Raw genomic sequence first — 26,064 nt, 5'->3', positions numbered from 1 at the left:
TCAATTGAATGAAGTAATTATTTATCTGTGTCCATCTGTGTCCATCTGTGGTTCATTATTTCTTTGATGTACCTTACAAGGGTAAACATCCAATTGCCACCCAGCATGACCGATTAGGAAGCTACAATCTAGAAGAAATGGGCTAAAATTCATGGATGAGGTAAGCTTTATGTTACAAACCATTCAAGGAACCTATAAAAACGGCAAAATTGAACTCGCTGAAACACCACAAGGCATTACTGAAAGCGCAGTTTTCGTCACTTTCTTAGAAACAAAACCCACAACTTGGCCAGAAATGATCATGGAATATCAAGGTGTAAAAGAAAGTATCATCTTTGAATCGTATCGAGATGAACTTCTACCACCTAACGAAATAGAACTTTAATTATGGGTTATCTACTAGATACTTGCGTAATTAGTGATTTTGTTAAAGGAGAAGAAAACACCCTCAAGCAATTCAAATCAATCTCTCCTACTGATATTTTTATCTCATCTCTAACAGTAATGGAGGTGAAATATGGATTAGCCGTCAATCCACAACGCGCCATCAAAATCCAACCATTGATTGAAACAATCTTCAACTCAATTACAATTCTACCATTTGCTTCAAAAGAAGCAGAACAAGCCGCCCAAATCAGAGGCATTCTCAAACTAGCAGGTTCACCTATCGGTGCTTATGATGTACTCATCGCAGCCACCGCAGTAACCCATAATCATATTTTGGTAACATCTAACGTCCGAGAATTTCAAAGAGTACCTAATTTGCAAATAGAAAATTGGCGTTCTACTTGAATAGCGATCGCCGCTTGCTGCGCTTTGCGCGATCGCCTGCTGATTCGCCTCATCTCCGGTAAGCTTTCTGCTGAAGATTTAGACATCCAATTCCCGCCCAGCAAGTTAAAACTCAATGGGCTAGTACCGCTGCGCGGAAGTCAAAAGTCAAAAGTCAAAAGTCAAAAAGCTGATTTTGTGGGCTTTTCGCTGCTTTGGAATGGTAGCTTTATTTCCGCCACGTTGTACTAGGTAGTTAATGTGTTAAATTTTATCAAATTTTCGGCGATTCCCGATTTAGCTGCATAAGCCAACTAGAATTTTATCTATAAAAAGAAGTAAAGGCTTTGCTTTGGCTCAAGTTTTTTCTGCAATGATATTTTATTGACTCTGTCAAAGCGTAAGCCCGTGGCACTAGCTCTTGGCTTTTTTATGAACGACAACACCCGTGTCAAAACTATTTTGATTCTGGCAGCCAATCCTGCAAGTACCTCAAGGCTACGGTTGGATGAAGAGGTGCGAGAAATTGAAGAGGGATTGCGCCGAGCTAACAAACGTGAGCAGTTTAAGCTAGAGCAGAAGTGGGCGGTGCGTCAGCGGGACTTTTATCGGGCAATTTTAGACTACAAACCCCAGATTGTCCATTTTAGCGGACACGGTGCGGGAGTTGATGGCATTGTTTTGGAAGATGAAACAGGACAACCAGCGCTTGTGACAGCAGATGTCCTCGCCAGCCAATTTGCGCTGTTTGCTACAAAGGGAGTCGAGTGTGTGGTGCTCAATGCTTGCTATAGCGCAGAGCAAGCACAAGCGATTCGCCAATATGTAAACTATGTCATTGGGATGAATACGACAGTTGGGGATAAAGCAGCTGTCGCGTTTGCTGTGGCGTTTTATGATGCAATAGCCGCAGGCGAAGAGGTGGAGTTTGCCTATAAGCTCGGTTGTTCTCAAATGATAAGTTTTGTGGAGCACGAAACTCCAGTTTTTTTAAAGAAAGAGAATATTACCGTCTCCACAGTACCTGTTATAGACATCATTCCTCCCAACCCTTACCAGGGATTGGCTGCTTTTGGGGAAGAAGATGCAGAATTCTTCTTTGGACGGGAAACGTTTGTCAATGGCTTGGTTGAAGCAGTGCAAAAGCAGCCGTTAGTAGGTGTGATTGGTCCTAGTGGTAGTGGTAAATCATCTGTTGTGTATGCCGGACTCATTCCCCAGTTGCGAAAAGAAGGAAGTTGGCTGATTGAATCATTTCGTCCGGGAAATCAGCCGTTTTATCAGCTGGCTTCTGCCCTAGTACGTCAATTGGAACCGGAACTAGGTGAAACCGGACAACTGCGAGAAGCAGCTGGATTGGCTCTTGATATACAGCAGGGCAAAGTCACCTTAGATCAGGTAGTGTCTCGCATCACACAACGCAATCCCGGCAAGCGTCTGTTGCTAGTTGCAGACCAATTTGAGGAACTCTACACCCTATGTCAGGATAAAGCAGAACAGGAACGCTTTGCCGATTTGTTGCTAAAATCGTTCGCGACCAAAAGTTTCACACTAGTTTTCACTTTACGGGCTGACTTTTACGGCTATGTCCTCTCCTATCGTCCTTTACGAGATGCATTAGAGCAGTTTACACCCAAGCTGCTGAGTTCCATGAGTCGGGAGGAACTACAAAGGGCAATTAAGCAACCAGCACAAAAGCTGGAAGTGCAATTAGAACCACAACTAACCCAACGGATTTTAGATGATGTTGGGAGTGAGCCTGGTAACTTACCTTTATTGGAATTTGCGCTTACCCGGTTGTGGGAGAAGCAGCAAAGGCGAGTGCTAACTCATCAAGCATACGAAGAGATAGGGGGTGTGAAAAAAGCGCTAGCTAATCATGCCGAGCAAGTTTACCAACAATTGAGTGAAACAGAACAAAAAGCTGCACAGCGAATTTTTGTGCAATTAGTGCGCCCCGGGGAAGGGACAGAGGACACTCGGCGCATAGCAACTCGTGCAGAAGTTGGCGACGAAAACTGGGGATTGATAAGTTATTTAGCAGGATACCAAGCCCGTTTGGTCGTAACGGGACGCGATGATAAGTCACAGGAAGATACGGTGGAGGTTGTCCATGAAGCGCTGATTCGGGAATGGATCACTCTGCGGAAGTGGATGAATGATAACCGTCAGTTTCGCGTTTGGCAGGAACGGTTAAAGGTGGCAATGCGAGAGTGGAAAAGTAATAACCATGACTCTGGGGCATTGTTACGAGGTGGACCTTTGACTGTAGCCGAAGAATGGTTGCACAAGCGATCGCATGAAATGACTCAACTTGAGCAAGATTTTATTCGTGCCGGCGTGGAACAACGGGATAAAGAGCATCAAGAAGTTGAACGCAGAAGACGGCTGACTATCTCAAGATTAGTTGGCGGCTTGGTAGTTGCTCTAAGTTTAACTGGGGTTGCTCTAGGGCAATGGCGAACCGCAGAGCAACAGCGGGTGGAGTTAACTGCTGCAACAGTAAAAGGGTTGCTATCGACAGAGCCCGTACAAGGGATGGTGACTGCAATTAGAGCAGTGGGGCTAAGTAGATCGCCCTTTGTCAGTTTCCCTAACAAATCATTTCCCGCAGTACAAGACAGTTTGTTCACTGCAGTTCAGAGTAGTTATGAAAAAAATGTTCTTAAAGGTCATTCCGGATCTGTCAATTCAGTAGCAATCAGCACAGACGGCAAAACCATCGTCAGTGGTGCAGATGATGGCACCGTCAGATTGTGGAATCAGCAAGGACAGCCAATGGGGCAGCCCTTGAAAGGCCATTCGATATCTGTCACAGCAGTAGCAATCAGCACAGACGGCAAAACCATCGTCAGTGGTGCAGATGATGGCATCAGGTTGTGGAATCAGCAAGGACAGCCAATGGGGCAGCCCTTGAAAGGTCATTCGGGTTATGTCATGTCAGTAGCAATCAGCACAGATGGCAAAACCATCGTCAGTGGTGGAGATGATGGCACCGTCAGATTGTGGAATCAGCAAGGACAGCCAATGGGGCAGCCCTTGAAAGGTCATTCAGGTTCTGTCAATTCAGTAGCAATCAGCACAGACGGCAAAACTATCGTCATTGGTGGAGATGATGGCACCGTTAGGTTGTGGAATCAGCAAGGACAGCCAATGGGGCAGCCCTTGAAAGGTCATTCAGGTTCTGTCAATTCAGTAGCAATCAGCACAGACGGCAAAACTATCGTCATTGGTGGAGATGATGGCACCGTTAGGTTGTGGAATCAGCAAGGACAGCCAATGGGGCAGCCCTTGAAAGGTCATTCAGGTTCTGTCAATTCAGTAGCAATCAGCACAGACGGCAAAACCATCGTCAGTGGTGGATTAGATGGCACCGTCAGGTTGTGGAATCAGCAAGGACAGCCAATGGGGCAGCCCTTGAAAGGTCATTCGGGTTATGTCAGTTCAGTAGCAATCAGCACAGACGGCAAAACCATCGTCAGTGGTGGAGATGATGGCGTCAGGTTGTGGAATCAGCAAGGACAGCCAATGGAGCAGCCCTTGAAAGGTCATTCCGGTTCTGTTATGTCAGTAGCAATCAGCACAAACGGCAAAAGCATCGTCGGTGGTGGAGAAGATGGCACCGTCAGGTTGTGGAATCAGCAAGGACAGCCTATGGGGCAGCCCTTAAAAGGTCATTCGGGTTTTGTCGAGTCAGTAGCAATCAGCACAGACGGCAAAACCATCGTCAGTGGTGGAGATGATGGCACCGTCAGGTTGTGGAATCAGCAAGGACAGCCTATGGGGCAGCCCTTGAAAGGCGATTCGGGTTTTGTCAAGTCAGTAGCAATCAGCACAGACGGCAAAACCATCGTCAGTGGTGGACAAGATGGCACTGTCAGGTTGTGGAATCAGCAAGGACAGCCTATGGGGCAGCCCTTGAAAGGTCATTCGAGATATGTCAATTCAGTAGCAATCAGCACAGACGGCACAACCATCGTCAGTGGTGGAGAAGATGGCACTGTCAGGTTGTGGAATCAGCAAGGACAGCCTATGGGGCAGCCCTTGAAAGGCCATTCGGGTCGTGTATGGTCAGTAGCAATCAGCACAGACGGCAAAACTATCGTCAGTGGTGGAGAAGATGGCACTGTCAGGTTGTGGAATCAGCAAGGACAGCCTATGGGGCAGCCCTTGAAAGGCCATTCGGGTCGTGTATGGTCAGTAGCAATCAGCACAGACGGCAAAACCATCGTCAGTGGTGGACAAGATGGCACCGTCCGCTTGTGGGATATCAATTTTGAGCATTGGTTGAAAATTGCTTGTGAACGGTTGCGCTTTCATCCCGCGCTGATTGGTGATGCCAAGGCAACTTGTCAGCCATATTTGCGTTAAAAATTGGACAACAATTATTTAATGTACACATGGAGAATACGAGATTCGAACTCGTGACCTCTGCGGTGCGATCGCAGCACTCTACCAACTGAGCTAATTCCCCGGTTAAAGACACCCAATTTATTATAGTATCATTCACCTGTAGTACGTTGCAATTCTTTTTGAGAAAAAACTTCCTGTACCCGTTCGAGTTCCAAGTCAGTGAGATCATCCACTGTCCAGTTGCAGCAGCGTTGAAGCATATGGAATGGATAAGTATTTGCCACACCAACGACTTGCATACCCGCTTTTTTTGCGGCTTGGATACCAGCAGGAGTATCTTCAATTGCTAGACACTCATGTGGTTGAAGATTTAAATCAGGATATTTCTGGTTTAGACGTTCCACAGCAAGCAAATAACCATCTGGTTCTGGTTTACTGGTGGTAATGTCATCACCCGCGACAACAACTTGAAAGTATTCAGCCAGTTGAGTGCGATCAAGTACCACTTCTATTTCTTTGCCGATGGCATCACTGACTATTCCTAGTTTCAAATTGCAAGAACGCACTTGAGATAACAAATCATCTAAACCAGGATACAAAGGCAGTTTTTCGATTTTTTGGACATCCATTGCATATCCTCGTGCTTTGCGATGAAGCAACTGAGTTAAATACGTATCATTAAGAACACGACCGCGACGAGCAAGCAACTCTTTCAAACAAGAGCGATCGCTACGTCCCAAGCACACTTTGTGATACTCACCAGGCTTGAGGGTGAGGTTTTCCTCGAGTAGAAGTTGCTCTATCAATCGCTCGTGGAGTGGCTCATCATTAATGATGACACCATTAAAATCAAAGAAAACTGCCTTTAAACTCATGCTGTTGTGTCAAAAGCTGGTGATGGAAAGCCCTGCAAATCTTCATTATCCACTTTGTTGTCTACCTGTGCAGGAGTGTAACGCCCTACATTTGTTTGAACGCTAGCATCTTCAGATAGAATTGGTTTCACCCCACTCGTAACTTGATTTATCCACCATACATCTTGGGTTTGCACCGCTTCAAATCCTGCTGCACCCATCCACGCATCCACACTTCCAGCACTATATTCGTGAATATACGGCTCCTCAAAAACATTATTTAACCAGTCTAACTGACGCAAGGTGTTCTGATTTCCATCCAGAATCAACACTTGTCCACCCGCCACCAGCAACCGGAAGCACTCTCGTAAAATTGCTTGAGAGACTGCTGTTGGTGTTTCATGGAATAACAAAGAAGCTGTTACCAAGTCAAAAGAAGCATCAAGGAAACTTGTCTTCTCTGCATTCCCATGTCGCCAGACAATGTCTAAACTAGCACTTTCAGCTTTATGAGAAGCCCGTAGTAACATATAAGGCGATAAGTCCAAGCCGACGACTTCCGCTTCGGGAAAAGCCTGCTTTAACATCAAAGTTGTCGAACCTGTACCACAACCCAAATCAAGAATTCGTCGCGGCTGTACCTTGATGTTATCAATTAAAGCCTGACGTACTATGCTTTCATTAGGCGCGAGAACGTATTGGGTAATCGGATCGTAAGTAACCGCCGCACCAGAATTGAGATATCCACGCTCAATTCCATGAAAGTTTTGGCTGCTGTAGTATGCCGGAATTGCCACATCACCACGTCGAAAGCGGCTGCTTTCTGTTTCCCAGTCAACACTCTCGGCGTACCGCCGCAACCCCTCTTCATCGATAAGCAAACGCATTACAGGCGATAGAAAACGTTCCCAGATTGTATCTTGACGAACTGCCATAGGATTGTATTTGAGTTTATTGGGTTTTTTAAGGTAGTGTGATTTTATTTACAAATTTTAATATATCTCTTCAAACTAGCACGCCTCATCTAGCGAAAGAGTGGACATTAATAGATTTTGTATATTACAATTGTAATACATCTATTGCTACCTGCTGGGAGTAGCAATAGGTGATGCCCACCCTTATCTGGTTCTGGTGGGCATCGTCACTTTATAAGCATACGTTTATGAATAAGGACGAAATAAAATGAAAGACTATGAAAAATTGAAATTGCTGTAACTAGCTCATGTAAAAACTCGATTCGGACGAGTCAAAAGTCTAATCTAAAATACAAAAAATTATGCCCTACGAAGAGTTAAAAATTTCAACACCATCACCCGTTCTGTCTTGGGCAAATCACTCCTTGGGAGCAGAAGAAACTAAGATGGCGAAGAATGTAGCATCACTGCCATTTGTGTTTAAGCATGTAGCTTTGATGCCAGATGTCCACTTGGGTAAAGGTGCCTTAGTGGGTTCTGTGATTGCGACAAAAGAAGCAATTATTCCCGCTGCTGTCGGCGTGGATATCGGTTGCTTTGTGGGCGATACCCTTATCCCACTAGTTGATGGTCAGTCTTATCCCATACAAGAACTCGCTCATCGGGATGAAGAGTTTATTGTCTATGCCTGCACCTCAACTGGAAGAATCGTAGCAGCTAAAGCAACTGCTAGGTTGACTAGACGTAATGCTTCCCTGGTAAAAGTGATTCTGGATAATGGTGAAGAGATTATTTGCACTCCAGATCACCAATTCATGTTGCGGGATGGAACATATGAGGAAGCTCAACATCTTCAGCCAAGGACATCCCTCATGCCCTTCTACTCTAAAGTTGATAAAGATGGCTATACCCTAATTGCTCAGCCCTACTCAGGTAAATGGCAAAAAGCACACTGGATCATTGCTAGATCGGGCTTATTAGGTAAAGTTCCCAAATTTGAAGCCCAGAGAACGGTCATTCATCATCGGAACTTTAATGAATCTGACAATAGACCCCAGAACCTGGAGTTCATCGGCAACTGCGACCATTCTGCCTATCATCGCAGCTTGGTTGAACGTAATCAAGACTGGCAATCCCCAGAGTTTGAACAAAAGCGAGTGGCTGCACTTAAAAGAAAAGCTCAAACTCCAGAAGGGTATGAGTACTACGCAACTCGAGGGACTCAAAATATTCTTCAATATATGCAGCAAGAACCAGAACATTTTAGACAATCAGTTGCTGGCAATGGCGAACGTGGTAAGCAATACTTGAGAGCTTACAATCAAAGTGAAAAAGGTAGAGCAAAATCCAAGGAAATTGCAAATAGATACTACACCTGTGATATTTGCGGTGCAGAGGTCAAAACTCCAATTGGGCTACACAACCACCGAAGGAAAGAACACGAGTGCAATCACAAAGTTACAGCTGTGCTGTCTGTGAACTATACACAGGATGTTTACTGCTTGACAGTGCCGGAGTATCATAATTTTGCCTTGAAAGCTGGCGTCTTTGTTCACAATTGCGGGATGTGCGCTATTAAAACACCATTTAATAGTGACCAACTAGAAGGTAAGCTAAAGAAAATCCGCTTGGATATTGAAGCAGCAATTCCCACAGGTTTCAACGAAAATAAAGACGTTGAAAAAAGTGCCGCTAACTGGCAACGGTGGAGTGATTTCAAAGACTTGCATCGAGGGGTGCAAGATTTGCAAGGTAAAGCGATGAAGCAAATGGGTTCTCTCGGCGGAGGAAATCATTTTATTGAGGTTTGCCTCGATACAGAGAACCAAGTTTGGCTGATGCTGCATTCTGGTTCACGCAACATCGGCAATCAATTAGCACAGTGCCACATTAACACAGCTAAAGAATTAGCAAAAATGGCGGGTAATAAATTGCCTGATCCTAATTTGGCTCATTTTGTCGCTGGTACGCCAGAATTCCAGGCTTACTGGCATGATTTGCAGTGGGCACAGAATTATGCGCGTTTCAACCGTGAGGTGATGATGGCGCGTTTCCAGCGTATTGTCGAAAAGCATTTGGCAGGTGGTAAAGCAATTAAGCCTTTATTAGAAGTGAATTGCCATCACAATTACGCTGAAAAAGAAGTGCATTTTGGCGAGGATGTCTACGTCACTCGTAAAGGTGCTGTCCGTGCAACAGAAGAAGATTATGGCATTATCCCTGGTTCAATGGGGGCAAAATCTTACATTGTTAAGGGTAAGGGTAGTGCTAATAGTTTTTGCAGTTGTTCGCACGGTGCAGGACGTTTACTGTCTCGTGCGAAGGCAAAAAATGTCTACACATTAGATGATTTGATTGAGCAAACAAAAGGCGTAGAGTGCCGTAAAGATACAGGCGTTTTGGATGAAATTCCAGGCGCTTACAAACCGATAGAAGAAGTTATGGAGAATCAAGCGGATTTAGTCGAAGTTGTAGCAACTTTGAAGCAAGTTGTTTGCGTAAAGGGTTAAATCATGGGGTGGGCATTGCCCATCCTAGTTTTTGAAAAATTTTAAGGAGAAGTTATGATTTTTGGATTGATAAAAAAAAGGCGATGGCGCAGAGCGCCCGCGCTCGTCCTCCGGACACGCTACGCGATCGCAATTTTAACCAGGAGCAAAATGCAGGATGATCTCTGATAGTGCAAAGAGCCAATTTCCGCAACTAGAAACCAAAAATCTCATATTGAGGGCAACCAATTTGTCTGATGCAGAAGCCATTTTTCAGGTTTTTGCTAATGAAGACGTAACTAAATATCACGATCTAGAACCTCCTACAAGTATCGAACAAGTGAAAGGTTTAATTAATCGTAGGTCAGAACGTTTCCAAACTAAACAGGGAATTCGTTGGGGAATAGCTAAAAAAAACGATAATGTCATCATTGGCTCTTGCGGTTATCGCTACAAGAATCCTTTTTTGGCAGAACTTGGTTATGAGCTTGCAAAAGCCCATTGGCGACAAGGTATTATGACAGAAGCACTCTTTGCTGTCATTGAGTTTGGATTTCAAGCTATCGCATTGAATCGAATTGAGGCGATGGTGATGCTGGAAAACACAGCATCTGTTAAGTTGTTGCAAAAATTAGGGTTTCTAGAGGAAGGCATTCTTAGAGAATATGGTTACTGGAAGGGTCAGTTTCATGACTTGAGAATATTTTCTTTGTTGAAAAAAGATTATCACAACTGATTTATAAAGTAAACCTTAAATTGTAGAGTGAGTTACGTGTTGGTTTAACGCACCACCAAATGCGATGCGTTACGGCAAGTTCTGACTTTCTCAAACTTCCAAATCTTTACATAGCCGTAACACATCCTACTTAATATTTACTTTATAAATGACCTTTTAGTTAGAAAAGTCAGCCTTTGAGGAGTTACATACTAGTTAGACAGAAAAACAATTTGGGAAATTATTCTAATGCTACAAGAAGTAGATATAAAAAAGTATAAGCAGCAATTACTAACCGACTTCAATTCTCGAACTCATTATGACCAAGGCAGGTTTTCTGCTCCTGTTGGCGATCGCCTAATCAAAATAGCCAAACTCCAAAGTGGACAAACAATTCTAGATATTGCAACAGGTACAGGTATAGTAGCTCTTTCTGCTGCCAAAATAGTTGGCGATGAAGGTAAAGTTATCGGCGTGGATATTTCCGCAGGAATGCTCAGTTATGCAAAAGAAAAACTGGCGGCGGAGGGTTTGAAAAATATCGTTTTTCTGGAAGCAGATGCCGAAAATTTAACTTTTACTGATAATAGTTTCGATGTCATATTATGCTCTTTGGCAATCTGTTATTTAACTGATATTCCCAAAGCTTTATGCCAGTGGCATCGCTTCCTCAATTCTAGTGGAATTTTGGCGTTTAATGCTTGGGCGGAAATAGCTTTTCCTCCGTCAGTTTTATTTCGTGAAGTTGCTCAAAGATATGGTGTAAAAGTTCCCAACCCAAATGAACCGCTTGGTACAGTTGAGAGATGCCACAACCTGTTACAAGAGGCAGGATTTAAAAATATTGAAGTGACACAAGAGCAGTTTGGTTGGTATTTCACTCCTGATGCTCAAACTGCTGAGGAGTTATGGAAAATGAACTCCAAAAATGTTTTTGGCTATCAAGTATTGCAACTTTCACCAAATCAGTTAGAGCAATGCAGATCTGAATATATATCAGAAGTTCAGGCATTACCCATGACAGAACAAGGCGCTTGGTGTGATGCTTCGATATTTTTTGTATTAGCTCACAAGTGAGAATATTTTTAGAAATCAGGTTTGACAAAACCAGACTTCTGTCAAACCTGAAGAATCCGAAAACGCTCGCAAGTGATGAGATTAGCCATCTGTAGTACCCGTCAGTATTGGGTGCCAATCATGATGGCAAGAAATGATGCACCCACTACGCCACACGCTTACAGGGCTTGAGCCGGCTAAAGTTGTCCAGCACCAGATTGGGGGTTACTGACAAGCGTTGATGTGTTAATTCCTTGCAACTTTGCCAGTAACTGATGCTGAATGTTATCCACATTCCAACTATCGCCGCCTGGCTTGTTAGTTGACGATTGACCTGGATTTAGACCATCTAACAAGCTAATGCCGGTGTAGTCTTTTCCAGAGTTGAAATTAGGAGTCAACTCAGAAATTTGACCAGGAGTGAGTGTGAAATTGTCAAGCCCGTTGCCTTGTGTGATTTGCTCCTTAAAACTGTTGTGGAGATTATCGTCCAAAGTGATATTGCCACACAACTGGCGATCTGCTGAAAGCAGCAGCGCTTCGCTATCGCTACCACTAAGGGCTGGGGTAAGACTACCATCTGAATCAGTGTTGGTGGGATTTGCACTAATATCTACAGGGGTATTGCTACCATTGGCGTTCTTACCTATGGTGTTTACAGGAAACAGATTACTAGGTACTGGGGTAAGACCAGCATCTGAATCAGTGTTGGTGGGATTTGCACTAATATCTACAGGGGTATCGCTACCATTGCCGCTGTTACCTATGGTGTTTGCAGCAAACAGATTACTAGGTACTGGGGTAAGAGCAGCATCTGAATCAGTGTTGATGGGATTTGCACTAATATCTACAGGGGTATCGCTACCATTGCCGCTGTTATCTGTGGTGTTTACAGGAAAGATACTACTCAAGTTAGTGTTGGAGGTGTTAGCTGTGGTGTCTCCAGAAGTACCGTTAATTAAGCTATTGTCACTGGTAGCTGCTGGGATGAGGTTATTGCCCCCACCAAGGGTGGAGTCATTGCCATCAACACCTACAACACTTGCTGCTCTTGGGACAATATTTTGCAAATCACTGCCCTTAGGTTCTGCAATATTAATAGATGCTGTGACATTCAGGTCACTGGGATCATTCGCGTTTTTGGCTGGCCATTGAGTATTTCCCCCACCATCGATGAGTTGATCAGTAACTTGGTTCTTGATGTTCCAATCGTTACCTGCAACGTTATTTGCGAAGGTTGAGTCTTTGACAGTGGTGGATGAGCCACCTCCGGAAATAGCTCCACCTTGAAAACCAGCGTAGTTGTCAGCAATGGTCGTATCATCAATAGTGATGGGATTGGAGTAATTGGCAAAAGAGATTGCTCCACCCAAACCATTTGTGCCGTCAGTACTCTCGGCTCGATTACCAGTGAACGTACTTTCGCTAATAGTACCTGGCGCTTCTTCTCCTATCCATAAACCACCACCTTGCTGGAGTGCCCGATTTTCGCTGAAGGTGGTGTTGTTGACGGTAAACTCAGCATTACCAATTCGCAGACCACCACCGAGTGAATCGCCTCGAGAGTCCTCAATGAGTTCATTTTTGGCAATTGTGGAATTTTCAACAATTATTTTGTCTGGGGGATAAGCATACAGAAAGAGTCCTCCCCCTTGTCCAGCAGCTTTGTTGCTTTCAAACTCGCTATTACGAATGGTAATTGTGCCTCCAACAGGACCATGATCGTAATTTGCTCCAGAGGCATTCGCTCCATCAGTATAGATGGCACCACCATAACCTATGGTGTGAGGACCTATTGGACCTCCCGCTGTTGAGTCATTATTGCGGAAAGTAGAGTCTTCTACTGTAAGTTTGCTCAATACAGTGTTGATTGCACCGCCATTGGTTCCTTTGTTATTAGTGAAGTCACTATTTTTCACCGTTAGAGCACTGTTACCATTGACAGCGATCGCACCGCCGCCACGTTCCGATTTACCAGCAGTACTGTCGTTCCCCTCAAATACACTGCCAGTGATGGTGTTAGCGGTGTTAAAGCCTCCCCAAATTGCCCCTCCTCCTGCGCCCGAAGCGCTGTTATTCACAAATTTGCTGTTTTCTACGTTGAGAGTGGTGAGCTTATCTCCACTGACTGTGCGAATTGCGCCTCCAGCACCATTTTCCCAGTCACCAGTGGCTTTTCCATTGGCAAGGGTCAAATTTCGCAATGTAAAACTGGAGCCTGGTGTTGGTACATCAAAAATCCGGCTCGCATTATTGCCACTAATTGTTAAACCGCTAGCACCTGCACCATCAATTGTCAGGTCTTTGTTAACTGTGAGTTGACCTGAAGTCAGGGTAATAGTTTGCTTGGCCAGGTTGGAGCCAAATTGAATAGTATCGCCTGATTTTGCCTGAGCGATCGCATCTCTAAGAGAACCGGCTCCATTGTCGGCAGTAGACGAAACGGTAATAGTACTCATGTTGAATCAATCCTTGTTTGTTGTTTGTCTTGACCAATAACTTATGAACTATGACCAACAAAGTGGTCTAGAGATAGGTAAAGTAGCTATCACGCTCGATGAAATACCGATGGGCAACGAGCTTCTGACCATGCCTATCAGGTCATGATCATATGAGTTGCACATATAGGCTCGTGCCGATTATGTGATCACAGATAGTTGCGGTCTCAGCTCTAGTAGTCCGCCAAGGCAAAGCCTGAGGGGTATGTAGTAAGCACGAAGAAGTGCGCCTTTAAGCCATAAATCGCTCACTACAAACCCACAAAGTTTGTCTGGTGGAGTACTAGTTGGCTCGTGGCAATTGTTGCTCAAAGGCGGCTCTAGTCGCCCTTAGCATAGCCAAAGCCACCATAAAGCTCGGTATTAGCATCTCTATTTGATGCTCTTACCTACTCTTGCCCAGAGGCAGTGTGGTTTTTATTTAGGTTTTGTTTGCCCTTGTTAGGTTGTCCCTAATTGCAGACTTTCCGATTGTTGGTGGGAGATAGGGACCCTAGAGATATTGAGATGTGGGTTAAAGACTTTGGTAATTTGTGCGTTTTTGTTCTCTGTAGTGTCGAGGACAATCACCTTGGCTTTTGGTGTAACGCCTTTACTCACGAAAGCGATCTCTGCTAGTTGAGAATCAATGAAAACTGGGCTAATGCTAGTGAAAGCCCGAAACGTTTGGTTGTACATAGTAAATTCTTGTGATTACGGGTTAGCTGTAGAGACACTTGACGAAGCAACAGTAAGCGTCTTTACATGGCGTTAGAATTCCAGCTCTTAAAAAGCTTTTTAAGCTTTCGCTGGCGGTAGATACCCGCTATTCAGTCGATTTACTTTGGGCAAGCAAGTTTTTTAACTTCTCACCTCATACTGTCAAAAAACATCTTTTAGTCTGACTTACATCGTCTGACTCACATGAAGCCTTAAAAGCTCTAATCATTTGAGCCGTTATGCACCTTTAATATTATTTGCATCTTTTTCTACCCATAAGATCAATTTGTTCCAAAGTTCATGAAGCTTTTATATTATTTCGTAAAATCTTTATAATAACTTTTTAAAATCAGTCACTTAACCTGATTGACTGTAGTTTGGACTTAAGGTATGGACTAGGTGAAGGGGACATTAAGCAAAGGAGGGAAACTTTGAGTTTGTCGTCCTTTCCTCGGATGCCAAATTTGATATTACAGTCGCACGCAATTGGGCCATAAGCAACAAAGCGTTTCTCGAGCAGCACAAGCAGCACCCTTACTGCTGTGTTCAACAGCACAAATGTCTTAATCTTCAACATTTATCTTGCTCATTATGTCCATAAGCATTTATACTTATATATAATCGTTGCCATTCAATAGAGTCGAAAGTGCAGCGTTTCATGCCATTCCAAGCTGTCTAAAGACGGCTAACAATGGCTGTAGTTCTGAATAACGATGTGAGGATAAAAACTCTCTTGGAAAACTGGGTAAGAAAATAAACGTGCGGTGAGTTGATTGCAATCCACCATAACAATATAGATTTCCGTTGCAGTGTACCATCAAAGAGGACGCTTTTCTCCCGTGTTAATCATTTACATACAGGAATATCAGCCATGACTATTGCTACAGCTAGCTTTTCTATTAACCTTGGTGCATACAAGCCACTGGCACTAGACCCTACCAATCCGAACCTCACGAATGAACAGCGGGAGACACTCAAAGCTAACATTCAGTTGTGCCGCGATGCGATCGTTTTCTTCACCGCTACAGGTGCTGCCAAAGGTCTGGGCGGTCACACGGGTGGTGCTTACGACACAGTGCCAGAGGTCGTCATCCTCGATGCATTTTTCCGGGGCGCACCAGATAAATTCGTGCCGATTTTCTTTGATGAAGCGGGACACCGCGTTGCCACGCAATACCTCATGGCTGTCTTGCACGGTGAGTTGTCTGCTGAAAGTCTTGTCCATTACCGCGAAGCTGGTGCAAAACTGCCTGGACATCCTGAACTCGGACTGACGCCCGGAGTGAAGTTCAGTTCTGGACGGTTGGGACATGTATGGCCCTACATTAATGGTGTGGCACTGGCAAATCCGAATAAGGTAGTTATTTGCCTTGGATCTGATGGTTCGCAGCAGGAAGGCAATGATGCAGAAGCAGCACGTTTGGCGGTTGCCAAGAATCTGAATGTGAAGCTGATTATCGATGATAATGATGTTACCATTGCCGGACATCCTTCTGATTACCTGCCAGGTTTCAGCGTTGCCAAAACACTCTCTGGTCACGGGCTGAATGTCAATGAGGGAGATGGCGAGGACTTGGATGATTTGTATCGTCGGATAAGTCAAGCAGTAACGACACAGGGACCCGTCGCCTTGGTTAACAAGCGGAAAATGGCTGTAGGGATTGAAGGCATAGAAGGTTCAACGCATGGTCATGATGTTATCCCAGTGGACAAGGCGATCGCCTACTTGGAAAAGCGTGGACTCACCGAAGCCGTCAGATATCTCAAGAGCATTCAAAAGCCCAAGCACAGCGACACCTTCACAGGTTCCGGTGACAAATGGGATTCTAACCGCAACGTGTTTGGTGATGCGGTGGTATCCGTCCTCAGCCGCCTGAGTGAAACAGAGCGCAAAGAAAAGGTAATATGTATCGATAGTGACCTCGAAGGCTCTTGCGGACTGAAGAAGATTCATGACGCCTATCCAGAAATCTTCATCAGTTCTGGCATTATGGAGAGAGGTAATTTCTCTGCCGCTGCCGGATTTGGCATGGAAAAAGGCAAGCAGGGCATCTTTGGCACATTCAGCGCGTTCTTGGAAATGTGCATTTCAGAAATCACGATGGCGCGGCTGAACTACTCCAACGTCCTGTGTCACTTCTCTCACTCTGGCGTAGATGACATGGCGGATAATACCTGTCACTTCGGTATAAACAATATGTTTGCCGACAACGGGTTGGATGACGGTTACGAAACACGGTTGTACTTCCCCGCAGACGCCGCCCAAATGAAAGCTTGTGTTGAAGCAGTTTTCTTTGACCCAGGACTACGGTTTATTTTCTCCACCCGTTCCAAGACTCCGAACATTGTTGATGTCAATGGAAAGAACCTCTACGGCGAAGGTTATACCTTTACTCCTGGCAAGGATGAAGTCGTGCGTGAAGGAACTGCTGGTTACATCGTTAGCTTTGGTGAAGGATTATACCGCGCACTGGATGCAGTAGAACGTCTTAAACAGCAAGGGATTGACGTCGGCTTAATCAATAAGCCTACACTCAACGTCATTGACGAAGAAACGCTCGCGAAAGTTGGTAAAGCGCCCTTTGTATTGGTCGTTGAATCATTTAACCGCCGTACAGGACTGGGTAGCCGTTTTGGTACTTGGTTGCTTGAGCGCGGACTAACACCGAAGTTCGCCCACCTCGGCACTCACAGAGAAGGTAGCGGCGGTTTATGGGAACAGTTCCCCCATCAGGGAATCGACCCTGAAGGCATCATCAACAAGGTGAAGGAACTGGTTGGCTAACCGCATATCGTTGGTAGTTTGTAGTAATTTGAAGTTCCTCGTCCCGCTCATGGGCGAGGATTTTTATAGAAAAATGAAATTCATCTAATTTTTATGTCAAATATATAACATTTATGTTAGTTATTTAACGTCATTCATTGTAAGCTTTCATCAGTATGAGCAATCCTTTACGTATCGCTACTTTCAACGCACAGAATCTCTTCGACCGTGCCGCGATATTTGATATTAGGGACGGTGTAGAGAATCAAAAGCTACTAAATGACCTTGCTGAACTGCAAAGTCAACTAGAACAAGAAGTTTACAATAAGCAGAAAATTCTCTCTCTGTTTAAAAGTTTAGAAGAATATATTGAAATCGCGGAAGATAAGGGAACATTATTTGAACGCGATCGCAACTCAGGTGAGATTGTCGGGGTGAGAGCAAAAGGAGCGAGTTCGTGGGACGGTCGTATAGTTTTTAAGCGTGCTAAATTTTCCGAGGAAACTCGGTCTAATACTGCAAAGGTCATCAATGAAATTGCAGCAGATGTGCAGTGCCTTGTGGAAATTGAGAACCGTCTAATACTCAAAGAGTTTTCTGAGCAATTTCTCGCTTCTCGTTTTGAATACTCAATGGCGATTGACGGTAACGACAAGCGGGGAATTGATGTTGGTTTGTTAAGTAGGTTCCCGATTGGAAATATCAGAACTCACATCTTCGATAAAGACTCCCGTGGTGAACCTCTTTTTGATCGAGACTGTCTTGAAGTGGAAGTTCTGCTTCCTGGTGACAGAAAACTGACTATTTTGTGCAATCACTTGAAAAGTAAAAGAAACGACAGCGCACCACGGCGTCAAGAGCAGGCAAATCGAGTCAGTGAAATCGTATCTAACTTTGATTTATCTCAAGATTTAGTCGTTGTCGCTGGGGATTTAAATGATACTCCTACAAGTTCAACATTAGCAAAACTACTTAATACAGAAAATCTTTATGACGTTTTGGAAATATGGTTTCCCGATACCGCAGATAGGTGGACGCACGCCTTTGGTAATCAGCTAGATCAAATTGATTATTTACTTGTATCTCAGCCGTTAAGAGAAGCTTTGACTAAAGCTTCTGTTGAACGGCGTGGCATTTTCAATCTTTCTCGATTGACGAACGGACGAGAACAGTCGTTCCCAACAGTGACGAACCCTTCAACCGCAGCATCTGACCACGCAGCTGTTTGGGCAGAGTTTGATCTAGATATGGTTTAGATATCAAAGATGACCGAATAATTATTAATTCGTAATTCGTAATCCGTAATTCGTAATTGAAGAGCGTAATTACGAATTACGTTGGCGCAGCCTGCCCGCAGGACTTACGCGAGTGCATGTCCCGAGGACATATTATCAATTACGAATTATACTTATTCGTGGGGTAATAATTACGAATTACGAATTATGTTGACTTTTGACTTTTGACTTTTGACTTCCCCGAAGGGGTGACCATACCTTTCACGCTCGTTGAAAAGCGCTGTAATTAACAAACCTGTAATTTGCGCCAGGTGCTGGGACCGACAATTCCATCATCCTTTAAACCATAGTGACTTTGGAAAAGCTTGACAGATTTAACGGTACTATCCCCGAAAATACTATCAATTTTTGTATCAAAACCATAACCATTTAATTTTTCTTGCAAAAGTTTGACGTTTGCACCTTTAGCACCTTTTTGTATTGTGGGAGGACAAACAGCTAGAGGTTGTTGATTTAAGGATTGAGTTTCTAATTCCATTGTTGATTTTCTCCTTTAAGCTTGTTTACTGAGTTGATTTACCTAACAGAAGTTAGGCATGAATGAGTTAACCTTGTTCTGTTCTTAAATAGATGTAAGCACGCATTAACTTATGCAGTTGTTGAGATAAAAATGGAAAAAATTGCCTGTATTCTGGTTAGCTCAACGAAGAAGACTGAGTGCAGCGGTTGAAGCACTAGGAGCTTAGGCTACAAGAACCAAGCCCCTTCGGGTATTTCCTGGAAAGCGCCCGGTGAGTCCTCTGGACACGCGTTCGCGATCGCGAACGCCCCTTCTGCACTGGCGTAATATTATACCTGATTAAATCAGTTATCAGTTATCAGTTATCAGTCCTGACGGCGTATGGTGGGGGATGCGCTCACCGCCCTCCGGGTATGCCTAGTGGGTACGGCCACGGCTATCGCCTGTACCGTGCGTCCTCCGGAGGAGGCACGGCACGTCTATGTCCTGAGCCCTGAGTCCTTACGGACACGCTGCGCGTTGGCGGAGCCTGCGCTTTGCGCTTACGGGCACGGCTTGAGGCCGAACGGACACGCTCCGCGAACGACGAACGCCACTTGCTCTACTTGGGGAAACCCCAAGACCGCAGTGGCTCACCACCAACGCATAAAGGTCCAATTGGTGGGGGACGCGCGACCACTCGTATTTAACTGATAACTGCGTAGGTAGCTGTTCACTGTTAAATAACCGTCGGGGAATTCGTAGTGAGGACAACAGTCCTCTTCCACCAAAGCAACGACTAAAGTCCTTACTACAAACAAGTTTTATTATGGGTAATTTTGTGAACATGATAGAAGTCCTGCGCAGTTGCCCTCTCGGCACGCAGCGTGTCCCGAAAGGGACGAGAGGCGATCGCGCTCAAACGTTGAAATTATTCCTTGTCGCCGATTTCGTATTCGTAGGCAGACATACTATGTTCACTAAGGTCAAGACCTTCGAGCTCCTCGTGTTGTGAGACTCTTAGACCTATCGTGAGCTTAATCATTGACCAAGCAAATAGACTAAATAGAGTGGTGAAAACACCCACTGACACAATACCTATAACTTGAGCCAAGATTTGGTTTAAACCACCTCCCAGAAACAATCCCTTCCCAGGACCGTGATTTTCACCATACCAAGCATAAATATTAGGTCCTACACTGAATAGCCCTACTGCAAGTGTTCCCCAGATCCCACAGGTCAGGTGAACTGAGATAGCACCCACTGGATCATCAATTTCTAGCCTGTCTAAAAGAACGGCGGAAAAAACAACAACGACCCCAGCAATCGTACCAATCATGGTTGCATGAGCTATGCTGACGAAGGCACAGGAAGCTGTAATCGATACCGCACCTGCAAGGATTCCATTGATCAGGAATGAAAGGTCGGGTTTACCAAAATACACCCAAGAAGTTATGGTAGCTGCTAATGCGCCCGTTGCCGCTGCCATATTAGTTGTCAGAAGGATATGACTAATGGCTGGGGGGTCAGCAGCCAGCGTCGAACCACAGTTAAAGCCAAACCAGCCGAGCCAAAGAATCAAGGCTCCTAGAGTAGAGATGCTGAGATTATGTCCAGGTATAGCAACAATTTTTTTACCAAAAACGCTACGGCTTTGGGGAGAATAAGTGAGCCTTTTTCTGTCCCGCTTACCGTCGTCTTGGTATTTGCCCAAGCGTGCTCCTAGCAGCAAAGTTCCCACCAAACCCGCCCACCCACCTACCGAGTGAACTACGGTTGAACCGGCAAAATCCCAAAAATGTAGATTTGATAACCAACCCTTTCCCCAAATCCAGTGACCCGTGACGCTATAAGAAAGGCTTACAAATAAAAGACTGAAAATGAGAAATGCGCCATACTTGATTCGTTCAGCAACAGCGCCAGAAACAATGGTGGCTGCAATTCCCGCAAAGACTAATTGAAAGAAAAACTTTGCCTGGAGGGGTATGCCTGCGGAACTGAGGGATGTGTAAACTCCTGTGTAGTCACGCCCTGTTATGGGGCTGTTGTCTAATGGACTTAAGAAAAACCCGTTGTGTCCATACAACCCATTTCCATCGCCAAACATTATTCCAAAACCAATTGCCCAAAAAGCTACTGTAGAAAGGGCAAAGACTATCAGGTTTTTGGATAATAGATTGACCGCATTCTTTTGGCGACAGAAACCTGTTTCTAGCATGGCAAAACCAGCGTTCATAAAGAACACTAGAGTACTTGTAAATATCACCCAAACGGTATCTGCAACCACTCGAATGCTCTGTTGACCTTTCTCTAATACCTCTAGACGCTGTTCTAGGCTTGGGGAAACGGCAACTGCGGCGTAGCTCCACATCAGCAGAATCATAGCGACAAAGGCTAAGCAGGTTAACCAATTTGCCCAGAGTAAACTTTTCTTACGCTTTGATTTCTTGAACTTCTTCCTAGGCATGGAAATAGAGATTTTTTCTGGGGACAAATACATCCTCCCGCTATACCCTAATACAAGGTTTAATCGAGATAACCCTGAAACTTTTTAGTAAGAAACCCCTCGATATCTCTTAGTCGGTTTTTTAGTAGATGCTTTGTCTTCAGTAGGTGACTCAGATAAAGGTATGTCAAACTCACCTTGTTCTTTTATTGGATTTGAATCGGAATATTTTTCATCCTTTGGAGATGAAGCTGGGGTAAAGCCTTGGGGATAAACAGAGCCTCTAGACTTCAACTGTGTTTGAACATCAGCTTTATCTTGGGCTTGAGATGAAAGACTAGTAGACACTGGCTGCACACGATTTATTGGGATTTCAGCTTTCTCAGGTTTATCTTTAGCTTGAGATGAAAGACTATTAGACACTGGCTGCACATAATTTATTGGGATTTCAGTTTCGCCTGTTAACCTCACTTGTTTCTTCTCCACCCAAACCGTCAGATATGACTGATTTTCTACGAGCAAACAGAAAAGTTGATCTTCAAGAAATTCTTGACAAAATTTGATGGCTCTTCGACGATTTTGTGTGGGAAAATCTATAAATCTAGTCAAAATTTTATTCTGAAAAATAATTTGTGATGCTTCCTTGCAGAAAACACCTTGATTTTCTAGATCCTCTGGGGTAAGAAAGAGCATGGTAAAAATCCTGGTTTTGTTTCACTCCTCCTAAGAAGCCAACAGTGCCCAAGAACAGCACTGTCAAGTGTTAAGTTTTTGGTTAATGCTCCCTGCTTGATCTAGTTCTCGCTTTAAATCAAAAAAACTAGTATTGCTAAATTTAACAGTTTCTTAGGTATTTCCACGCTCTTTACATAAGCTTTATATTTAAATCCGGAAGTTATACGAGGGGTATCCGCTAGAACACTGACTCTTTAAAGTTTTTACTTCCTCTGGGCAAAGAAACTTTACAAAAGAGAGTTGTGAAGCACTGATACTGATTAAATATCAAGAATGACCATCGCTGTCCAACCGTCATTGGTTTTTTCCAATTGGAAAAGGTGTAATGTCACAGCTTTGACATCTACTCGTTGTTGGTGGCGATCGCGATCCAGCCTTTCTCCTTGGAGTACAGCGTTTAGGTAGTGTTTTCCTTGTTTCTCCTCAAACTCAATTTGTTGCGATCGCAGCAGCAGGAGTTCGCTATCTTTGTAGTAGACCAGTTCTTGAAGAAAATTGAACAGCAAAAGGTCTAATTGGTCATCTTCTAAACTAAAGGTGCGCGTTTCCTTAAGTTCTATTGAGTCCAAATCTTCAATCATGGTGTTGATTGTTGCATCACCCGCCGCTTTGAAAACTTCCTGTAAATCCTTTCCCCAAGCGCGGAAGGCAATATCGGCAGTGGCAACATCTTCAAGAAATTCGTATAACATAAATAACAGTTAATACAAGTAAATATACATATTTTTCTCTCATAGCCCCCTTTTTTAAGGGGAGCCACTGCGTTGGGGAGCCAGTCCTGCAGGAGGGTTTTCCGACCTAGGGAACTGGCGTTCGGCTCTGCCGACAATCCCGCAAGTGGCGTGGGTTGGGGGGATCTACTGCTCACACTTCTTCAAAAGACCAATAATTTCTGCTTTTCGTTCGCTCAACTGTTTACCAATAAAAACCAGTTCCGTCGCTTCTTGTTCAAATGGTTCCAATTCCCAACGACCAGCCACAAAATTAAACAGATAGATTCCTTCAGAAAAGCGGACAAATCCTTTCGCTCGATAAACGTCTGTTTCCAGGCTATCAGCAAATTCCGCAAAACATTGACGATTCAAAGTAGCAGAAGTTGTGTAGCTAAACGAATCAAATTCTGGTTGGTGAACGTGGTGCGGTGGTGGTTGCACGCGATCGCGCCCGATACCAAAAAGTAAATCCGGATCTACTTTACCCCGCACACTATGTAAAATCGAAGCAATTTCGTTAATGGAATTTAACTTTTTTTCTATTGCTTGCAACTCGCTTTCAGAAACTAAATCTACCTTGTTTAGGAGGATGGTATCTGCTGCTTCAATTTGTATGCGAGTTGTATGTCCCACAGACGGATATTTCACCATTGCATCAGCGTCAATAACTGTAACTACCCCATCCAGCCGCACTCTTTGTAAACTTTCTTGAATATCAAAAACCAGTGCATCGGGTTCTGCGACTCCGGTTGTTTCTACTACCATCTGGTCTGGATCAACTGTATCAATGATTTCATTGACAGCGGCTTCAAACTCGCCCAGCAGAGAACAACACACGCAACCGCCACCCAGATCCGCCATCTCGACATTTTTGCCTTGAATGATTTTGGCATCAATCGCTATTTCGCCAAATTCGTTCATCAAAATCGCGATTTTTTTGGGGACAGTTTCGAGGATGTGACGCAGCAGCGTTGTTTTGCCGCTTCCCAACGGTCCTGTAATCACTGTAAGTGGTGTGCGTACTGCCATAACTTATTTGTTCTCTATTTTTGTTCTAAGATTGAAGTTTCCTTGTACAAATGACTGTCCAGCTTTCAACATCATCTCGGTTTTGTACTTGCTCCGAAGTCGCAATAGCTTGAACTTCATCAAAAAACACTTCAGATTTTGGCAGACGAATCGAAGTTATGACATTTTTCTTTATTTCCTGACTGAGATGTTTGTAAATTAAGCTCAAGTGGGGATTAAGAGCAAAGTTAGATTGCTTTTGTAAACTGCAACGTATGGTTTCTGATATCCTACTAAGAATCGGATTCTGGTGAAATTGTACGAATAAAGTCTTAGTAAATTCCTCTGTATATAGGAGCTTATCGACTTTTAAACTAAAACTTTGAACTTTCTGTGTTGCCTTTTCTATAAGTTCAGAAGGAGATTCATCGAGGGCGTATTCACCAGAGTAGATAGTGACATGAGGGGTGAAAGTTGGAGCGTCATACTCTTGTGCAAGAGTATCTATAATTTTTTGGAAAAATGCTTTGTCTTCTGCCGAGGGAATAAGCCAGAATGATACCTTAGTGTTCAAGCAGAACCTCCTTGCTCAGCATAACCTACCCCTTAATATTCCCAATCGGAGTCAACCGTACCACCCGTTTACTAATCCCAGCTAACTCAGCCGCTTCGATAACATCATCTACATTCTTGTATGCTGCACCGGCTTCCTCCGCCAATCCTTGGTAAGAGTTACTGCGGACATAAATGCCCCGCTTTTCCATATCCTTCTTGAGTGCTTCGCCACGATAGGTTTTTCGCGCTTTCGCCCGACTCATAGTGCGTCCGCTACCATGAGCAGTGCTGAAGAAAGTCTGGTCGCCGGTCGGTACACCCACTAACAAATAAGACCCAGTTTCCATACTGCCACCGATAATCACCGGCTGACCAATATCCTTGTACCGTTCAGGTACATCTTGCATCCCAGGTCCAAAAGCGCGTGTTGCACCCTTGCGGTGGACGAGGAGCGATCGCTCTTTGCCATCTATAATATGGCGCTCTAATTTCGCGGTATTATGGGCGACATCATAAACCATGCGCATACCCAATTCCTCTGCCGAGTATCCAAAAATTTCCGAAAACACCTCGCGGACGCGGTGCAAGATGACTTGACGATTGGCAAAAGACATATTGATACCGCATTTCATTGCGGTAAAATATGCCTGACCTTCAGGAGAGTTAAAAGGCGCACAAGCTAATTCTCTGTCGAGAATTTTGATGCCGTACTTGCTTTCCATGACTTTCAAAAAGATTTGCAGATAGTCAGTTGCGACTTGATGACCAAATCCTCGACTACCGCAGTGGAACATCACCACCACCTGATTTGGCATGGTAATTCCCATACTCGCGGCTAATTCCTTATCAAAAATGTTTTCTGGTCGAGCAACTTGAATTTCTAGATAATGGTTCCCAGACCCCAAAGTGCCGATTTGGTTGAAACCCCGGTCAATCGCCTTTTCACTAATTTTGGAAGAATCAGCACCTTTAAGGCATCCGTTTTCTTCCATCAGTTGCAGGTCTTCTTCCCAACCGTAGCCATTGCGGATGCACCATTGTGCCCCTTGTTCAGCCACTTCGCGAAAATCATTCCGTGAAAGTTTCACAAAACCAGTACTTCCCACCCCAGCTGGAACCCTTTGATAAAGCTTGTCTACCAGTTTTTTGATATCTGGTTTCACTTCATCGTAAGTCAGGTTGGTGACCAACAAGCGCATACCGCAATTGATATCGAAACCGATACCGCCAGGAGAAATCACACCTCCTTCCTCGACATCCATCGCCGCCACACCACCGATGGGAAAACCATAACCAAAGTGTCCGTCAGGCATACATAAGGCGTACTTCGTTACGCCTGGAAGTGTCGCTACGTTGGTCACTTGGTCATAAACAGCTTCGTCGAAGTCCTCAATTAACTTTTCTGTGGCATAGATTCGGGCGGGAACTCGCATCCCCTCTTTGTAGGAAACCGGAACTTCCCAAATTGTGTCAGAGATTTGCTTTAAAAATTCTTTAATAGCCATATTAATACCCCAGTTCCTAGCTATTTTGCCGGGTACTTCCGCTCATACACTATTTGATATAGTCTTGAGCATAACGTTACTGCTTTGTGTCAACCTCTGCCTAAAGGAGATGCTGTACTGTTGAGTCAGCCTGTCACTCGGAATACAAAAAAGCTGGGTCTTTGTGCTTTCTTACTTTTCACTTCTGCTGTGGAAAACCTCGCTTGCATTCCTCTTTCCTACAAGACCAGAGGCTTTGATTTTTCCCCCTTCCCT

Annotated in this window: 20 protein-coding genes and 1 tRNA gene; 9 read left to right on the top strand and 12 right to left on the bottom strand. The window is 44.3% G+C overall.

Translation table 11 applies throughout. The annotated features are described in order from the left end of the window. The first annotated feature begins 169 nt into the window (after nt 1-169). From AACT52_RS38250 to AACT52_RS38235, 4 genes are all read left to right on the top strand, one after another. Nucleotides 170-385: a hypothetical protein gene (locus AACT52_RS38250; RefSeq protein WP_073635479.1), complete on the top strand. Its 216-nt coding sequence runs from the start codon at nt 170-172 to the stop codon at nt 383-385. 2 nt (nt 386-387) lie between these two features. Further along, the gene (locus tag AACT52_RS38245) at nt 388-792 is read left to right on the top strand and encodes a type II toxin-antitoxin system VapC family toxin (RefSeq protein WP_073635476.1); all 405 of its coding nucleotides are present in this window, start codon (nt 388-390) and stop codon (nt 790-792) included. A gap of 24 nt (nt 793-816) precedes the next feature. Then, nucleotides 817-1,023: a hypothetical protein gene (locus AACT52_RS38240; RefSeq protein WP_073635475.1), complete on the top strand. Its 207-nt coding sequence runs from the start codon at nt 817-819 to the stop codon at nt 1,021-1,023. 180 nt (nt 1,024-1,203) lie between these two features. Then, nucleotides 1,204-5,142, top strand: a complete 3,939-nt coding sequence (locus AACT52_RS38235; RefSeq protein WP_073635478.1) for an NACHT and WD repeat domain-containing protein — start codon at nt 1,204-1,206, stop codon at nt 5,140-5,142. A 30-nt stretch (nt 5,143-5,172) separates the two neighbouring features. On the opposite strand, the gene AACT52_RS38230 is transcribed toward AACT52_RS38235, so the two are convergent. From AACT52_RS38230 to AACT52_RS38220, 3 genes are all read right to left on the bottom strand, one after another. Continuing rightward, nucleotides 5,173-5,245, bottom strand: a tRNA-Ala gene (locus AACT52_RS38230). A gap of 28 nt (nt 5,246-5,273) precedes the next feature. After that, entirely contained in the window at nt 5,274-5,999 is a 726-nt protein-coding gene (locus tag AACT52_RS38225) for an HAD family hydrolase (RefSeq protein WP_073635474.1), read from the bottom strand. Next, complete coding sequence (locus tag AACT52_RS38220) at nt 5,996-6,913, bottom strand: class I SAM-dependent methyltransferase (RefSeq protein WP_073635473.1); 918 nt, start codon at nt 6,911-6,913, stop codon at nt 5,996-5,998. The genes AACT52_RS38225 and AACT52_RS38220 overlap by 4 nt, the downstream gene beginning before the upstream one ends. A 341-nt stretch (nt 6,914-7,254) precedes the next feature. On the opposite strand from AACT52_RS38220, the gene AACT52_RS38215 reads away from it, so the two are divergent. From AACT52_RS38215 to AACT52_RS38205, 3 genes are all read left to right on the top strand, one after another. Beyond that, the gene (locus tag AACT52_RS38215) at nt 7,255-9,402 is read left to right on the top strand and encodes an RtcB family protein (protein WP_073635472.1); all 2,148 of its coding nucleotides are present in this window, start codon (nt 7,255-7,257) and stop codon (nt 9,400-9,402) included. A gap of 157 nt (nt 9,403-9,559) precedes the next feature. After that, a complete protein-coding gene (locus AACT52_RS38210) occupies nt 9,560-10,117 on the top strand; it encodes a GNAT family N-acetyltransferase (RefSeq protein WP_073635471.1) in 558 nt (185 codons plus the stop codon). Nucleotides 10,118-10,345: 228 nt separating this feature from the next. Then, nucleotides 10,346-11,173 (top strand): class I SAM-dependent methyltransferase, encoded by an 828-nt coding sequence (locus AACT52_RS38205; RefSeq protein ID WP_073635470.1) that lies wholly within the window; start codon nt 10,346-10,348, stop codon nt 11,171-11,173. Nucleotides 11,174-11,349: 176 nt separating this feature from the next. Here AACT52_RS38205 and AACT52_RS38200 read toward each other — a convergent pair whose 3' ends face one another. Together AACT52_RS38200 and AACT52_RS38195 are read right to left on the bottom strand one after the other, a co-directional pair. Beyond that, a complete protein-coding gene (locus AACT52_RS38200) occupies nt 11,350-13,611 on the bottom strand; it encodes a beta strand repeat-containing protein (protein WP_073635469.1) in 2,262 nt (753 codons plus the stop codon). A gap of 480 nt (nt 13,612-14,091) precedes the next feature. Further along, a complete protein-coding gene (locus tag AACT52_RS38195) occupies nt 14,092-14,328 on the bottom strand; it encodes a DUF4347 domain-containing protein (protein WP_073635468.1) in 237 nt (78 codons plus the stop codon). Between the two features lie 892 nt (nt 14,329-15,220). Between AACT52_RS38195 and AACT52_RS38190 the strand changes: the two genes are divergently transcribed. Both AACT52_RS38190 and AACT52_RS38185 read left to right on the top strand, forming a co-directional pair. Beyond that, complete coding sequence (locus AACT52_RS38190; protein WP_073635466.1) at nt 15,221-17,134, top strand: transketolase C-terminal domain-containing protein; 1,914 nt, start codon at nt 15,221-15,223, stop codon at nt 17,132-17,134. A 155-nt stretch (nt 17,135-17,289) separates the two neighbouring features. Beyond that, nucleotides 17,290-18,369, top strand: a complete 1,080-nt coding sequence (locus tag AACT52_RS38185) for an endonuclease/exonuclease/phosphatase family protein (RefSeq protein ID WP_073635465.1) — start codon at nt 17,290-17,292, stop codon at nt 18,367-18,369. A 265-nt stretch (nt 18,370-18,634) separates the two neighbouring features. Here the strand turns inward: AACT52_RS38185 and AACT52_RS38180 are convergent, their stop codons facing one another. The 7 genes from AACT52_RS38180 to AACT52_RS38150 form a co-directional block, all read right to left on the bottom strand. Next, nucleotides 18,635-18,886 carry a peptidoglycan-binding domain-containing protein gene (locus AACT52_RS38180; protein ID WP_073635464.1) on the bottom strand — a complete coding sequence of 84 codons (252 nt, stop codon included), beginning with the start codon at nt 18,884-18,886 and terminating at the stop codon, nt 18,635-18,637. An 892-nt stretch (nt 18,887-19,778) separates the two neighbouring features. Continuing rightward, nucleotides 19,779-21,314: an ammonium transporter gene (locus tag AACT52_RS38175; RefSeq protein ID WP_073635463.1), complete on the bottom strand. Its 1,536-nt coding sequence runs from the start codon at nt 21,312-21,314 to the stop codon at nt 19,779-19,781. Between the two features lie 84 nt (nt 21,315-21,398). Continuing rightward, nucleotides 21,399-21,986 (bottom strand): hypothetical protein, encoded by a 588-nt coding sequence (locus AACT52_RS38170; RefSeq protein WP_073635462.1) that lies wholly within the window; start codon nt 21,984-21,986, stop codon nt 21,399-21,401. Nucleotides 21,987-22,288: 302 nt separating this feature from the next. Further along, complete coding sequence (locus tag AACT52_RS38165; protein WP_073635461.1) at nt 22,289-22,720, bottom strand: archease; 432 nt, start codon at nt 22,718-22,720, stop codon at nt 22,289-22,291. Nucleotides 22,721-22,885: 165 nt separating this feature from the next. Next, on the bottom strand, nt 22,886-23,770 hold the full coding sequence (locus AACT52_RS38160) for a CobW family GTP-binding protein (RefSeq protein WP_073635460.1): 885 nt from the start codon (nt 23,768-23,770) through the stop codon (nt 22,886-22,888). 25 nt (nt 23,771-23,795) lie between these two features. Then, nucleotides 23,796-24,323 carry a cyclic phosphodiesterase-like protein gene (locus tag AACT52_RS38155; RefSeq protein ID WP_073635459.1) on the bottom strand — a complete coding sequence of 176 codons (528 nt, stop codon included), beginning with the start codon at nt 24,321-24,323 and terminating at the stop codon, nt 23,796-23,798. Nucleotides 24,324-24,348: 25 nt separating this feature from the next. Then, nucleotides 24,349-25,809: an RtcB family protein gene (locus tag AACT52_RS38150; protein WP_073635458.1), complete on the bottom strand. Its 1,461-nt coding sequence runs from the start codon at nt 25,807-25,809 to the stop codon at nt 24,349-24,351. Nucleotides 25,810-26,064: the final 255 nt, after the last annotated feature.

This window comes from Scytonema sp. HK-05 (genome assembly GCF_963872035.1).
In the GTDB taxonomy this organism is placed as follows: Bacteria; Cyanobacteriota; Cyanobacteriia; order Cyanobacteriales; family Nostocaceae; genus Kalymmatonema.
Note: the sequence above shows the minus strand (reverse complement) of the source record. Positions and strands in the feature narration are given on the sequence as shown.

Bases quoted from the DNA above. Each gene is read 5' to 3' on its own strand.
- AACT52_RS38250 (WP_073635479.1), top strand. From the start codon at position 170: ATGTTACAAACCATTCAAGGAACCTATAAAAACGGCAAAATTGAACTC.
- AACT52_RS38245 (WP_073635476.1), top strand. From the start codon at position 388: ATGGGTTATCTACTAGATACTTGCGTAATTAGTGATTTTGTTAAAGGA.
- AACT52_RS38235 (WP_073635478.1), top strand. From the start codon at position 1,204: ATGAACGACAACACCCGTGTCAAAACTATTTTGATTCTGGCAGCCAAT.
- AACT52_RS38225 (WP_073635474.1), bottom strand. From the start codon at position 5,999: ATGAGTTTAAAGGCAGTTTTCTTTGATTTTAATGGTGTCATCATTAAT.
- AACT52_RS38220 (WP_073635473.1), bottom strand. From the start codon at position 6,913: ATGGCAGTTCGTCAAGATACAATCTGGGAACGTTTTCTATCGCCTGTA.
- AACT52_RS38215 (WP_073635472.1), top strand. From the start codon at position 7,255: ATGCCCTACGAAGAGTTAAAAATTTCAACACCATCACCCGTTCTGTCT.
- AACT52_RS38210 (WP_073635471.1), top strand. From the start codon at position 9,560: ATGATCTCTGATAGTGCAAAGAGCCAATTTCCGCAACTAGAAACCAAA.
- AACT52_RS38205 (WP_073635470.1), top strand. From the start codon at position 10,346: ATGCTACAAGAAGTAGATATAAAAAAGTATAAGCAGCAATTACTAACC.
- AACT52_RS38200 (WP_073635469.1), bottom strand. From the start codon at position 13,611: ATGAGTACTATTACCGTTTCGTCTACTGCCGACAATGGAGCCGGTTCT.
- AACT52_RS38195 (WP_073635468.1), bottom strand. From the start codon at position 14,328: ATGTACAACCAAACGTTTCGGGCTTTCACTAGCATTAGCCCAGTTTTC.
- AACT52_RS38190 (WP_073635466.1), top strand. From the start codon at position 15,221: ATGACTATTGCTACAGCTAGCTTTTCTATTAACCTTGGTGCATACAAG.
- AACT52_RS38185 (WP_073635465.1), top strand. From the start codon at position 17,290: ATGAGCAATCCTTTACGTATCGCTACTTTCAACGCACAGAATCTCTTC.
- AACT52_RS38180 (WP_073635464.1), bottom strand. From the start codon at position 18,886: ATGGAATTAGAAACTCAATCCTTAAATCAACAACCTCTAGCTGTTTGT.
- AACT52_RS38175 (WP_073635463.1), bottom strand. From the start codon at position 21,314: ATGCCTAGGAAGAAGTTCAAGAAATCAAAGCGTAAGAAAAGTTTACTC.
- AACT52_RS38170 (WP_073635462.1), bottom strand. From the start codon at position 21,986: ATGCTCTTTCTTACCCCAGAGGATCTAGAAAATCAAGGTGTTTTCTGC.
- AACT52_RS38165 (WP_073635461.1), bottom strand. From the start codon at position 22,720: ATGTTATACGAATTTCTTGAAGATGTTGCCACTGCCGATATTGCCTTC.
- AACT52_RS38160 (WP_073635460.1), bottom strand. From the start codon at position 23,770: ATGGCAGTACGCACACCACTTACAGTGATTACAGGACCGTTGGGAAGC.
- AACT52_RS38150 (WP_073635458.1), bottom strand. From the start codon at position 25,809: ATGGCTATTAAAGAATTTTTAAAGCAAATCTCTGACACAATTTGGGAA.